The 13870-nt window shown below is 44.5% G+C and carries 13 protein-coding genes; 4 read left to right on the top strand and 9 right to left on the bottom strand.

Features of this window, described 5'->3' with window-relative positions; all coding sequences use genetic code 11:
• Positions 1-7: 7 nt before the first annotated feature.
• Positions 8-1627 (top strand): SusD/RagB family nutrient-binding outer membrane lipoprotein, encoded by a 1620-nt coding sequence (locus D0T87_RS09345; RefSeq protein WP_163174862.1) that lies wholly within the window; start codon positions 8-10, stop codon positions 1625-1627.
• A 182-nt stretch (positions 1628-1809) separates the two neighbouring features.
• Here the strand turns inward: D0T87_RS09345 and buk are convergent, their stop codons facing one another.
• The gene (buk, locus tag D0T87_RS09340; RefSeq protein ID WP_163174861.1) at positions 1810-2874 is read right to left on the bottom strand and encodes a butyrate kinase; all 1065 of its coding nucleotides are present in this window, start codon (positions 2872-2874) and stop codon (positions 1810-1812) included.
• Positions 2855-3793: a phosphate acyltransferase gene (locus D0T87_RS09335; RefSeq protein ID WP_163174860.1), complete on the bottom strand. Its 939-nt coding sequence runs from the start codon at positions 3791-3793 to the stop codon at positions 2855-2857. The genes buk and D0T87_RS09335 overlap by 20 nt, the downstream gene beginning before the upstream one ends.
• A gap of 433 nt (positions 3794-4226) precedes the next feature.
• On the opposite strand from D0T87_RS09335, the gene D0T87_RS09330 reads away from it, so the two are divergent.
• The 3 genes from D0T87_RS09330 to D0T87_RS09320 are packed head-to-tail and all read left to right on the top strand — an operon-like array spanning position 4227 to position 6653.
• Positions 4227-5153 (top strand): LD-carboxypeptidase, encoded by a 927-nt coding sequence (locus D0T87_RS09330; RefSeq protein WP_163174859.1) that lies wholly within the window; start codon positions 4227-4229, stop codon positions 5151-5153.
• Positions 5154-5198: 45 nt separating this feature from the next.
• The gene (locus D0T87_RS09325; protein ID WP_163174858.1) at positions 5199-6194 is read left to right on the top strand and encodes a M28 family peptidase; all 996 of its coding nucleotides are present in this window, start codon (positions 5199-5201) and stop codon (positions 6192-6194) included.
• 30 nt (positions 6195-6224) lie between these two features.
• Entirely contained in the window at positions 6225-6653 is a 429-nt protein-coding gene (locus tag D0T87_RS09320; RefSeq protein WP_163174857.1) for a SufE family protein, read from the top strand.
• A gap of 41 nt (positions 6654-6694) precedes the next feature.
• Here D0T87_RS09320 and D0T87_RS09315 read toward each other — a convergent pair whose 3' ends face one another.
• The 7 genes from D0T87_RS09315 to D0T87_RS09285 all read right to left on the bottom strand — a co-directional run bounded on the left by D0T87_RS09315 (position 6695) and on the right by D0T87_RS09285 (position 13857).
• Complete coding sequence (locus D0T87_RS09315) at positions 6695-6928, bottom strand: helix-turn-helix transcriptional regulator (protein ID WP_163174856.1); 234 nt, start codon at positions 6926-6928, stop codon at positions 6695-6697.
• 18 nt (positions 6929-6946) lie between these two features.
• Complete coding sequence (locus D0T87_RS09310) at positions 6947-7612, bottom strand: DUF2975 domain-containing protein (protein WP_163174855.1); 666 nt, start codon at positions 7610-7612, stop codon at positions 6947-6949.
• 10 nt (positions 7613-7622) lie between these two features.
• The gene (locus D0T87_RS09305; RefSeq protein WP_163174854.1) at positions 7623-8312 is read right to left on the bottom strand and encodes a DUF2975 domain-containing protein; all 690 of its coding nucleotides are present in this window, start codon (positions 8310-8312) and stop codon (positions 7623-7625) included.
• 1 nt (position 8313) lies between these two features.
• Entirely contained in the window at positions 8314-9132 is an 819-nt protein-coding gene (locus D0T87_RS09300) for a CPBP family intramembrane glutamic endopeptidase (RefSeq protein ID WP_163174853.1), read from the bottom strand.
• 416 nt (positions 9133-9548) lie between these two features.
• On the bottom strand, positions 9549-10481 hold the full coding sequence (locus D0T87_RS09295; RefSeq protein ID WP_163174852.1) for a bifunctional riboflavin kinase/FAD synthetase: 933 nt from the start codon (positions 10479-10481) through the stop codon (positions 9549-9551).
• Between the two features lie 17 nt (positions 10482-10498).
• Positions 10499-11113 carry an HAD family phosphatase gene (locus D0T87_RS09290; protein WP_163174851.1) on the bottom strand — a complete coding sequence of 205 codons (615 nt, stop codon included), beginning with the start codon at positions 11111-11113 and terminating at the stop codon, positions 10499-10501.
• Positions 11110-13857, bottom strand: a complete 2748-nt coding sequence (locus D0T87_RS09285) for a calcium-translocating P-type ATPase, PMCA-type (RefSeq protein ID WP_163174850.1) — start codon at positions 13855-13857, stop codon at positions 11110-11112. Before D0T87_RS09285 ends, D0T87_RS09290 begins: the two co-directional genes overlap by 4 nt.
• Positions 13858-13870 lie beyond the last annotated feature (13 nt).

The raw sequence follows: 13870 nt of genomic DNA, 5'->3' as shown, positions 1-13870 counted from the left end.
GTGTGTTATGAAAAAGATACTCAAATCTATAATCGTACTCTTAATGGGAAGCCTCATCGGTCTTTCCTCTGCCTGTACAAGTTCCTTTGAGAAGGACAATACAGATGAAACCGGTTTCCCGGACGACAAACAAGACCTCGACTTCAATAAATATGGGCTAAAGTTATTAATTGTCCAAAAAGGAATCTACTTCAATTACAACTGGGGAGCAGGACTGAACTGGCCTTTTCAGGTTATGCAGAATCTGGGAGCAGATATGTTTGCGGGATACTTTCATGATGCTAAAGACAACTTCTTCATGCATAACTCCACCTATAACCTGAATGATAGTTGGACTTCGGCCAATTGGATAAATACCTACGGTTACATCATGCCGGCTATTTACACCTCCGAGGAGTTAACCGAAACCGAGAACTATCCCTCTTTCCTGGGGATCACCAAAATACTTAAAGTAGCTACCATGCACCGCATAGCCGACCAATACGGTCCGCTGGTTTATTCGAACTTCGGTTCAAAGACGGGTTCAGACCCCGAATCACTGAAAGATGCATACGATCATTTCTTTGAAGATTTAGAGGAAGGGATTCAACTGATACAAGACTTCGTTGCCAAGAATCCCGGTATAGAATCATATTATAAGTTTGACATTCTGACTGCAACCCGAACGTACGATGAGTGGTTGCGCTTTGCCAATTCATTGCGTTTGCGCTTGGCCATGCGTATCTCGGATGTGGATAGTGCAAAGGCTGCCGAAATGGTACAGAAGTGCATAGACAGTAAGATCGACTTTCTTGAGCCTGAAACGCATTTGATTTCGGTATCTACCGTAGGCAGTGGGTATAACAACCCGCTAGGCGAGATCAACAAAGCATGGAATGAGGCATATATCAATGCAAGTATGGAGTCTTTCCTTGTCGGCTTTAACGATCCGCGCTTACCTAAATATTTCGAGAAGGCCACAGGTAGCGGAGAGGGGAAATATCTGTTTGATATCAAAGGTACGTACAAGGGAATCCGGCAGGGAATCAATGTGTCTCATGGGAATTATAGCGGACATTCTAAGAGCACAATCACGCAATCGACCAATGCCATACTTATGACACCGGCAGAGGTGTACTTTCTGCTTGCAGAGGCTGCACTAAAAGGATATGTTACTACAGGAAGCGCCCGGGCGTTTTATGAGGAAGGGGTAAAAGCGTCTTTCATGCAATGGGGCGTGGGCAACCAGTCGGATGCTTATCTCGAAAGCAAGGCTACTCCCGCAGACTTCAAGGATGCTCTTGATAGCCGGTTCGATGCGAAGGCAATGACGGATATTACTCCAAAGTGGGACGAGGCTGATACAAATGAAAGAAAACTTGAACGTATCATTACCCAGAAATGGATTGCTTGTTACCCCGAAGGAGTAGAAGCATGGAGCGAGCAGCGGCGTACGGGGTATCCGAAGTTGTTTAAAGTATACGAGAACAATAGTAACGGTACGATTGATACGGACGTTATGATCCGTCGCATTCCATTTCCCGCAGCGCTACAAAGCGATAATCCGGATCAGTATAATAAACTTCTGGAGTTATTAGGAGGTCCTAATAATGGTGGTACACGCCTGTGGTGGCAGCAGCGGCGGTAATTAGCTCAAAACGGAATGGAAATAAGTAAAACGGATTGGAAAGGAAGGAAACGGGAAATAGGTTAACTGTAGGGGCGGTTCGCGAACCGCCCAATGCCCAGAATACACAGGAAGCCATTTTCGGGCGGTTCGCGAACCGCCCCTACAGTAAATCATTTACATCAAAACCAATTAAAAACAACCTAACCCAAGTACTCCTTCACCGCAAGCTCCCCAGACAAAGCCCCCAGCGCATTCATAGCCAAAGCCCCCATTTCATCCTCGCCCGGGTAAACCTTAACTTCGCCCAGAAAGGAAACATATGCTTTGAGCTTTGAAACAACATAATCAGAATGGGCAATGCCCCCTGTAAGAACAATAGCATCCACTTTGCCTTGCAGTACAACCGCCTCGCTGCCAATAGCTTTAGCTACGTTATAAATCATGGCATCCATTACCTGCGCTGCATGCTCATCACCTTTATTTATACGATCCATTATCGCCAGGATATCCGTAGACCCCAGGTGGGCAGCCAACCCGGCACGTCCTGTTACCTGCTTTTGTAACTCTTCGCGGGTAAAGCGTCCGGTAAAGCACAGGTTAATCAACTCGCCTGCGGGAAGCGTTCCGGCACGTTCGGGCGAGAACGGACCTTCGCCATCCAGTGCATTATTCACATCCACTACCCTGCCCTGGCGATGCGCGGCAACAGATATGCCACCTCCCAAATGGCACACAATCAGGTTCTGCTCCTCATATTTCACCCCATGCTCGCGGGCATACCGACGGGCAATCGCCTTATGGTTTAACGCGTGGAAGATGGAGACGCGGGGCAACAAGGGCGAACCCGAGATGCGGGCAATATCTTCCAGTTCGTCCACCACTACAGGGTCGGCTATAAAAGCACGGCAACCGGGTAGCATAACAGCAAGCTCGGCGGCAATCAGTCCCCCGAGGTTCGAGGCATGCGACCGTGTGGCATGGACCAGATCATGTTTCAGCGCATCATTCACCTCATATACTCCGCTGGGAATAGGCTTAACCAGTCCCCCGCGCCCGATGATGGCATCAAACTCGAAAGGAACATTGCTGTTCTCCAACTCACGGAGCACCAGTTGCTTGCGGAAATCGTACTGATCGATCACTCGGGCATAAGGTGTAAGTTCCTCAACGCTGTGGCGAATGGTATGTACTAATACGGGACTCTCGTTGACATATACGGCGATCTTGGTAGAAGTCGAACCGGGATTAATTGCGAGTATTTTCATTGCATGGTTTATTTTTGCAGGTCAGGCAGGCCATAGCTATACTGTAATATTTCGACAGTCCCGAATCACTGCGCGAGGGCAATACCACGGGACAGCTCGGGCCTTGCAGAAGTCCTGCCATTTCAGCTTTACTGAACAAAGATACGGTTTTATAGAATGCGTTGCCCGATTCTATGTTAGGAAAAATCAGCACGTCGGCCTCTCCGTTAATTGGCGAGACGATTCCTTTGATATCGCCGCTCGCCTTTTCGCAGGCTGTACGCACATCCAGGGGGCCGTCAATGATCACATCTCCGAACTCTCCGCCTTCGGCCAGCTCCACGATATTCACATAATCCAACGAAGTGGGGAATTTGGCGCTAACCTTTTCCGTAAAGTGTATCAACGCCACGCGGGGCTGCCTGATTCCGAAGCTGTGGCAGGTATGAATGGCATACCAAACCATCTCGATGCGCTGTTGCAGGGTGGGGCGCGGAATGACCGCGGCGTCGGAGAAAAACAAGAGTTTATCGTAAGTCGGAATCTCTACAACCGACAAGTGCGTCAGGATTTTACCCTTCGGAAGCAATCCTTTTTCCTTATCCAATATGGCACGCAGCAGGTTGTCGGTATTGATAATGCCTTTCATCAGGATATCTGCTCCGCCTTCACGAACAATACGTACAGCTTCGCGAGCCGCTTCATCGGGGTTCTCGATGTGAAGGACTTTCACATGTTCGGGGTATTTCTTCAGGGTAGGATATTTTTCGAGTATGGCAGAATCGCCGATCATGAGGAACTCTGCAATTCCTTCTTCAAGCGCACGGGCAATAGCATATTCCGTATTCGGGTCGTTGGCACAAACTACGGCAACACGCCTTCTGCATTTCAGTCCCTTTAAATGCTCTGTCAACTCGGCGAAATTCTTAATTGGTTTCATAATGGTAGATTTTTAGCAAATATCAAAAAAAATATCGAAATACAGGTGGTCGGGAAAGGGTAAAATGCAGGGCATTAAATAACATTATGGTATATTCCGGAAATGATGGCAGACTTTACCCACTCTTATATAATCATTAATACTGTTTTATGGTTCAATTCATGTGCTTTGCTTATTTAATTAGTTCGTCCCGCAGATGGGGGCTATTCGTCCCACAGTTGCGGGCTATTCGGTTGCCATATGCGGGCCGATCGTCCCGCAGCTGCGGGACGAACTAATTAAATAAGCAAAGTATATTAATTCAATAATCAATAGACATTAATAACTCCACAACAAGCGGTTAAATAAAGCGGCATATTTCTTTTTTGCTTCTATCTTAAGCTGTTTATCGCCCTTTTGTTTAACTTTGGGGCATGTTTCAATCTATAATAACATGAACGAACCTAGCTTTCCTCCATATCTGCAAGAGGGCGATAAAGTTGTGATCCTGTCGCCGTCAAGCAAAATAGACAAACGCCTCCTGAAGGAAGCCGTCAAACGTTTGGAGTCATGGGGATTACAACCCGTTACCGGGAAATATGCCGGACACTCATCGGGCCGGTATGCGGGAACAGTCAAGCAACGCACCGACGACCTGCAACATGCCATGGACGACAAGGATGTCAGGGCCATCTTTTGTAGTCGCGGAGGCTACGGCGCCATACACCTTATAGAGAAACTGGACTTTACCCGCTTCCGCCAATCGCCCAAGTGGCTCATCGGGTACAGTGACATTACGGCTTTACACAATCTATTCCAGGCCAATGGTTACGCCTCATTGCACGCGCTGATGGCTCGCCACCTGGCACTCGAACCGGAGGACGATCTTTGCAGCGCCTATCTGAAAGATATCCTATTCGGCAAGCTGCCCGAATACACCTGCAAGCCACATAAGCTGAATCACGAAGGCACGGCCAAAGGCATACTACGGGGAGGGAATCTTGCCGTGTTGTATGGACTCCGCGGAACACCTTACGACATCCCGGCAGAGAATACGATATTATTCATTGAAGACATCAGCGAACGCCCCCATGCCATAGAGCGCATGATCTACAACCTGAAACTAGGCGGGGTATTAGAAAAGCTCTCGGCAGTAATCATCGGGCAGTTTACGGAATACGAAGAAGATAAATCGCTGGGCAAAGAACTGTACGGAGCATTGGCCGACGTATTGAAACCATACAACATACCCGTTTGTTTTAACTTCCCCGTAGGGCATGTTACATATAATTTACCAATGATCTGCGGTGCCCCGGTTGAGCTATCCATCACCAAAAAAGCTGTTAAATTGCAGCTGGGGCAGCAAGATTCTCAATTCTAAATACGTACCTTTGTACACCCGAAAACAATAAACTCAAAAAAGAAGATGAAGAAATATATCACACTGGCATTTATGGCGTGCATGCTACTTACCACCACATCGTGCAAAACCGGCAATAGCAATAAGGCCAATGATACAGCCGAAAACATGATTACAGTACCCGAGTTCAATGCCGACAACGCTTACCAGTACATTCAGGCGCAGGTAGACTTCGGCCCACGAGTGCCCAACACCAAGGAGCACGTGGCCTGTGGCGAGTATCTGGCACAAAAGCTGGAAGAGTATGGCGCCAAAGTAACCAACCAATACGCCGATCTGTTGGCATTTAATGGTACGATACTTAAAGCCAGAAACATCATCGGTTCTTATAACCCCGAGAATAAAAAACGAATCCTGCTGTTTGCCCACTGGGATTCCCGTCCGTGGTCCGATGCCGACCTTGATGAGAAAAACCACCACACCCCGGTTCTGGGAGCAAATGATGGTGCAAGTGGCGTAGGCGTCCTGTTGGAGATTGCCCGCCTGATCAATCAGGAAGCACCGGCTCTGGGCATTGATATCATCTTTTTTGATGCCGAAGATTATGGAGCGCCGCGCTTCCACAAAGGCGATCATAAAGACGAATACTGGTGTCTAGGTTCGCAATACTGGTCGCGCAATCCGCATGTAGAGGGATACAATGCACGCTTTGGCATTCTGCTGGATATGGTAGGAGGAAAAGATGCAACCTTCTATCGCGAGCTTTACTCTGAGAAATATGCCAGAAGCGTCAATAAAAAAGTATGGAAGAAAGCAAAGGAACTGGGGTATAGCAACATCTTCGTGAACGAAGAAAATGGCGGAGCTATAGACGATCACCTGTTCGTGAACGAGATTGCCGGCATCCCAAGCATTGACATTGTGCCCTATATGGCTGATGCAAAACACAATAGCTTCGGAGATTTCTGGCATACCATAAACGATGATATGAGCGGAATAGATAAGAAAACACTCCAGGCCGTGGGGCAAACGGTACTTGCAGTGATCTACAATGAAAAGTAATAATATACATATAGCTAATACATTAGCACTATGACAATTAACGAAAAACAAGACGAAATCATTGCGGAATTCAGCGAGTTCGACGACTGGATGGACCGCTACCAGATACTCATCGACCTGGGCAATGAACAGCCCTCCCTTGACGAAAAGTACAAAACAGATCAAAACCTCATTGAAGGTTGCCAAAGCCGTGTTTGGCTGCACGCCGATTACATAGACGGGAAAGTAGTTTTCCAGGCAGAAAGTGATGCGCTAATTACCAAAGGCATTATTGCCTTGCTTATCAATGTCCTCTCCGGACATACACCCGACGAGATCCTAAACGCTGATCTTTATTTTATCGACAAGATTGGTTTGAAAGAACATTTATCGCCCACACGCAGCAATGGACTGTTGTCGATGGTGAAACAAATACGCATGTATGCACTGGCATTCAAGGCAAGCCATAAACCAGGATGACCAGGTTTCCATGCGGAATAAAACCTGGCTATCCCAATTCATTAGCCTGCATCAGAATCCGGCGGCCCTGCCTCGGGGCTGAACTCTAGTATATCTCCCGGTTGACAGTCCAACTCTTTGCAAATAGCTTCGAGCGTAGAGAAACGGATTGCTTTCGCTTTCCCTGTTTTCAGGATGGATAAGTTAGCCGGAGTAATATCGACTTTTTCTGCTAATTCGCTCAAAGAGATTTTTCTTCGAGCCATCATTATATCTAAGTTTACTATTATTGCCATATCGAATTCTCCCCTTACTTAAATGGTTAGCTCCTGTTCTTCACGCAACCGTATGCCAATTGCAAAGACTTCGGCTATTACTAAAACTCCTAATCCAAGGATCAGTTGATAAAAATCAAACACTTCTTCTGTCGTTATCTTATAGTTGGGAATATCCGCTATAGAAGTAATAGCAGCATAATCTGCATAAGCGCACAGTGCATAGGCAAGGAAAAAGACAAGCATAGACCATCCGATGGTGCGAAGCTTAATCACATTATCCCATTCAAAGATGATTGACTTATTAATGGCAGAGACTAGCCTGAAGAAAAATACAATTTGAAGAATTCCGGCTATACATGCAACCAATGCCCCAAAACCAAGAAGAGCCTCTCTCCACCAGGGAACATCAGAATGGCTCACTTTAACAACAACACTGCATATCTCTGCCGGCATCCACTTGTCTGTTTTCGCGTTGTAAACAGAATCGGTATATACTTCATAGGTATTGGCTGCCAAATCGACAAAAAGTCTTTGTATATTATCAACTGGCACGGTATCCTGAGTATATACACTTAACGCTTCGGTAAATCCTTTCTTGAAGTCCGGTAAGAAGGTATCATAACTTCTGTAAATCGCTTCGGCTATTGAAAACCCAACAGCAACCAATATTAGTATGCACAATATATTTAACTTCGTCTTCATTATTACACCTTTAAATCGTTAATTCCTGTTCTTCTTTCATTCGCAACCCAATTGCAAAGATCTCGCCAACAATCAGAGATGAAAGCCCGAGCACTAAATTTGTAATAGACACAAGTTCCGATAAATGGAGGTCATATCCTTTAATTGAAAAAACATCAGATAAAGCATAGCTCGTTACAGCTGTAGGAACAACAGTGCAAATAAAACTCAAAATAAGCATAGCTCCCAACCACCGCAGGCAATACACATTCCTCCAAATAAAGATCTTCGACTTATTGATAGATACAATAATGAGAATAAAGATCACAACCGCAACCACGACAGCAAAAAGATTGATCATGCTAAAAATAATAATGGTTAACGTCTGCCCTATACTCTGCTTTGTTTTTACGCTAACAAGCATCTGACTATACATAGCCGGCACATACTCGCCCGTTTTCTCATTCAGAACCGAATCATTGAATATAGGATAAACATCGGGAGTCAATGCCACATGCTTCATGTACATCACATCCATCATCTGGGTTTTACTCTTACTCAGGTCCGGCTTTTCTCCTTTTCGCCCTGCTTCATAACCCTCTTCAAAGCTTGTTCTGGCACCCATTGACACTCCCAAACTAAATTGGTATATAGATTCTGAGATAGAGTATCCCAACACCAGTACAACCAAAAAACACAGTATGTTTAATCTGTTTTTCATCTTATTCTTCGTTTTTTACTTCATTATAATGCTCTTCTACACGCTCTTCTTTCCATGGAAAAGGAATCGTAACTTGCTTCATCCACAAGATTGAGCCGACAAAAATAATAATAGCTGCGATTAAAACAATGGAATATGTATTCCCAGTGAACAAATCCTTCGCATATTCTACATCAGGGTACTTCAAATTCAAATAAACAGAAAGACTATTATTGAGAATATGAATCAATATGCAAGGAATAAGACTTGCCGTTTTATAATAAATCCATCCCAGGAGCAAACCCAAAATCGCTCCGGCAACAATCTGCGCGGGATTAAAATGAATGATCCCAAAGATGAGAGCAGACAGGATAATGGCTTTCGTTGGATTGTATTTCTTTAATAAAGCACGCATTATTGCTCCACGAAACATCAGTTCCTCAAGAATAGGGCCAAACAAAGCTATGGAAAGAATGCCCAACCAACCGGATTGCAATGTATCAAAATCACTCTTTAGCAGGTTAGGTATTTCCGGCAACAGGCTGAACAAATGTTCAAGAATAATAATAGACGCCAACCAGATGAGCGTAGTAAACACAAGGTAAATACCTGAAACCGGCGACCATGTTCTTTTATCTGTGCTGATATATCCGGCTTTCCAAAGATAGCCTCCCATGATGAAGAAACCCAGAAACATGGTAATAGCAATAGCCTGGCTGCTTACCGTATCCAATGAATTGCCCTGACTTATATTATAGAAGGTATTAGGAATAAGAACTATCATACTGGAGAGTATCTGAGCTCCCAAATAGATCAATACGAGTTTAATTGTAGTTTTCATTGTTTTGAAATAGACTAATAGATTTGTGGTACTTTGTTTAGTTGAACCATTAAATGCTAGTGGCAAGAGAACCACACAACAACATTGCAATCATAGAGACCGAAATCACTAATAACGATATGCTCATAAATGCCTTTTTCATATTCTGATCTGTATTTGGTTTGTTATTCAATAATAATTTATCGTTTTTCGATATGCAAATAAAAAGATTATATTTTAAACCACCAAACATTTTTATCGAAAAACAATAAATAAAGTATGTTTTTCGATATTTTATTGTCTTTTCTCAATAAAACGGCATATATTTAGCCACAGATCACGCGGATTGCACGGATTTAATAACACGGATTATTTTATTTATATCTTATCCGTGCTCTTTAATCCGTGTAATCCGCGCGATCTGTGGCTAAAAAAAATTAAAGTAGAAGTCCCTCTACAACAGAGGCATCTTTGGAGAGTTGTTCAACCAATTGTTCCTTTCCGGTGAACTTCATCTCGGAACGGATACGTTGAACAAAGGAAATACGAATCGGGTAGTTGTATATATCAGAATGGAAATGTAGAATATGCACCTCAATGCTACGATGACCGCCATTATTAATGGTAGGGCGATGACCAATATTCAGCATTCCGGCATAAACGTTATTGTTCACAGTGACCTTAACAGCATAAACACCATCAGCAGGAACTAATTTATCCGAATCAGTCACATGAATATTAGCAGTTGGAAATCCGATGGTGCGCCCTACTTTATATCCATCAATAACCGTACCATCCAGAAAATATTCATATCCCAGATAGGTCGCAGCCAAAGCTACATCACCAGCATGTAATTGCCGGCGGATGACCGAGGAACTAATCGTCACCTTATTAATAATACGCGCGCACGCGCGAATGACATCAATGCCCAGTTCCTTGCCATAGCGGAAATAATCATCAAAACCTTCACTGCGATTATGCCCAAACCGGTGATCATAGCCAATAACAAGCCCTTGTACATTATAGCGCTCTTTAAGGATGGAACGCATAAAGTCATAGGCAGTAAGGTGGGATATATCAGAAGTAAAATCCAACGCGAAGCAATAATCAATCTCTGTTGTTTCCAATAGCTCCACCTTTTCGTCATACGAAGTCAGGAGTTCGGGTTTATATTCTGCATCCATCACTTTACGGGGATGCACAGGGAAAGTTACCAGTGACGAAGAGAATCCTCTTTTCGCTGCTTCCGTCTTTACTTGTTCTATCAGATAATAATGCCCCAGATGCACCCCATCAAAGAAGCCGATAGCCGCTACACTTGGTTTCAGTGCATTATGAGATAAATCCGGTGTGTTGCGAACAAGTAGCATAAACTAAGGATGATTAATTAAAAAAGTTTCGTCCAATCCTCACCCGGCTTGCACAAATAGGTGGATATGCCCAATGACTCTGCCGCCTTGCAGTTTGCTTCGGAATCATCAATAAAGAAAGTCTCTTTTGCCTGAATACCTGTTGCTTCAAGAACTGCTTCGAAAATAGCCACATCAGGTTTGGCCAGCTTCATTTCATAAGAAAGAAAAATCTCCTCAAAGTAATCTTTCTCATTGAAACCTTTATACGGGAATGCATTGGCACACGACCAATCCCAATGGATCGCATTCGTATTACTGAGCAAATATACAAGATACCGTTCGCGCAATTTCAACAACGCTTCCAGTTTATATGTAGGAAGATCAACCAGGAAGTTGTTCCAGGCGGCATCAATCTGCTCATCCGTAGCAGGCTCATTTAATTGCTCGCGCACTTTATCACGAAATACGGCCGGAGTAATCAGTCCCTTCTCCAACTGCATGAAAATGCCTTGTTGAGCAAACGGATCAATCAGATCTTCTACATGATTTAAACCTAGTTGTTTAAAGCTGTCAATACAGCGCTGGCGGTTAAGGTTGATCAACACACCACCAAAATCAAAAATGATATTCTTTATTCCTTTTTTTCTCATTCTTTTTTCCGACGAACTAAACGTTGTATCAGACGTACAATCTCTCCTACCCAAAGAACAACCGATGATACGGCAATAATAATGAGCCAGGTTTTCCAGTCAAGAGGTTCAGTACGGAATACCGCTCCCCCGAATTGTACAATCAGGAACTGCCCACCCAGAATAGCGAGACAGACCAATTCCATTCCATATGATTTGGATAATCCTTTAAATGCAGAGTCGGTTGTACCAAAAACACGGGCATTAAACATATTCCAGAACTGCAACATGACAAAGAAAGTAAAGAAGATCGTCAGCCGTTGATCTGTCATACCGCCTTCGGCGTTGTTGTAATAGAAAATCATTCCCATCAGTGCAATCAGGAATGCCAGTCCGACACCAATGATATTATAGCCCATTGGCTTAGTTATAATAAAATCCGTGCTACGGCGGGGTTTATCTTTCATCACGCTTTCATTGGGAGGAATGGATGCCAGTGCCAATGCTGCAAAAGTATCCATAATCAGGTTCACCCACAACATTTGAGTCACTGTTAATGGTAGTTTTGTACCTACCATTGAGCCGAGCAATACGGTTAATAATGCCACAAAGTTGATGGTTAGCTGGAATACAATAAACCGTTGGATGTTCTTATAAAGCGAACGGCCCCACATAACAGCTGTACTGATACTATTAAACGAATCGTCGAGCAGGGTTATATCACTGGCTTCTTTGGCCACCGAGGTCCCTGTACCCATCGACAACCCGACTTGCGCATGGTTCAACGCGGGAGCATCATTCGTTCCATCTCCGGTTACTGCTACGACGGCTCCTTTTTGTTGAAGTAATTGCACCAAACGTTGTTTATCGGTAGGTCTTGCACGAGACATGATCTTAATATCCATAACGCGCTCCAGCGCTTCTTCATCGGATAGTTTAGCAAAATCAACTCCGGTAATTCTATTCCGGTCCGTATCTTCGGGAGTCCACAAACCGATCTGACGTGCAATCTCGGTTGCTGTTCCGGGAGTATCTCCGGTTACGATCTTCACATCAATACCTGCCGACTGGCATTTAGCCACAGCCTCGGGAACGTCGGGACGTATAGGGTCTGAAATGGCCACAATACCCAGGAAGTATAAATCATTGAGTCCGGCCTCATCGGCGCAATCGTACTCTTCTTTTTCATCTAGTATCTTGAAGGCAAAGCCAAGCGTGCGCATGGCCATATTCTGATAGGTCAACAGTTGTTCTTCCACCTTCGAACGGTAAGCAGATACCTCAGCAGTACCCTCTTCCAGAACCACTTCCTTACACTTACCTAGTACGATTTCAGGCGCTCCTTTTACATAGAGTACCTTTTTCCCTAACAGCGAAGAATCAACAATAGTGGCCATGAACTTTCGTTCGGTTGAAAAGGTCAACTGGTCAATTATGCTGGCATTCTCACGGAGAGTTAAGTATTCAAATCCTTTAGCGTGCAACCAAAGGAGTAAAGCCACTTCTGTAGGATTACCTACCCCGCGGCAAGGTGCCGCTGCCAAGTTGTCCTGAGACGGGGCAGCCAGGTTTCCATGCGGTGCCGTAGGCGTAGAATTGTCTTCCAGAAATGCGGTTGAATTGGCACTGATTCCTTCAACTATCAGCTGACTGGTAATATCTTCTGTTAATTCCGAGCCATTCTTCAAGCCATAGAATTTAGGTTCATAAACCTGCATCTGGTTCTGGGTCAGCGTACCTGTTTTATCTGTACAGATCACTGTGATAGCTCCCATCGTTTCGCTGGCATGCATTTTCCGCACCAGGTTGTTTGTGGAAAGCATCCGGCGCATGTTTAAGGCCAGACTAAGCGTTACACTCATCGGTAAACCTTCGGGAACGGCTACTACAATCAATGTTACGGCCATCATAAAGTATTTCAGAATGATCTGGGCAATAGTCATATAATCGTCCATGCCTTCGACCACATCGTCTACTTTAAAGTATTGATACAGGTCCCTGGTTACGAAGATGATGAAAGTGGCAATCGCAACAGTGAAACCAATGCGCCCAATGAGCTTGGCCAACTTGGTGAGTTGCAGGTTAAGCGGAGTGGGTTCATGCGTTTCTACCGTACTTTGGCGGGCTACATTTCCTATTTCGGTTGCATCGCCTACATGAAGCACTTTCATAGTTCCATGTCCGTCGACAACGGTAGTGCCACGCATCACCATGTTGGAACCATATGTAGCTTCTTCATCAAAGTCTTTCTGAACAGTGGTCTTGGTCACTACCGGCTCTCCGGTCAGGTTCGACTCATTGACCTGCATGGATATGGCTTCGATCAGTTCGCCATCGGCCGGGATTTCCTCTCCGGTTTCGAGTAGTACGATATCTCCTACAACGACATCTTTACGTGGAACTTCCTGTACGCGCCCGGAACGAAGTACTTTAACGAGTGTTTCTTCATTGACAGCATTCAGCAAGTCAAACTTCTTTCCTGCGTCGTATTCAAAATAAAACCCAATTCCGGTTGCCAATAGTATTGCGGCAATAATGCCAATGGTTTCTGCATATTCGTTTTCAATAATCGAAATGATCAGCGAAAATACAGCAGCCACAAGTAGCACGCGTATCACAGGGTCTTCGAACTTCTCAAGATATAGTTTCCAAAGAGATGGACGCTTCGGGGGTGTTAACAGGTTCACCCCGTATTTTTCTCTATTTTGTTTTACCTCTTCTTCATTGAGGCCGAAATGATAATAATTATCATTGCTTGCAGTCATACTTTAAGAACTG

This window comes from Bacteroides sp. 51 (genome assembly GCF_010500965.1).
Taxonomy (GTDB): Bacteria; Bacteroidota; Bacteroidia; order Bacteroidales; family Bacteroidaceae; genus Bacteroides.
The sequence above is the reverse complement of the archived record's forward strand: the minus strand, read 5'-3'. Positions and strand labels throughout refer to the sequence as shown.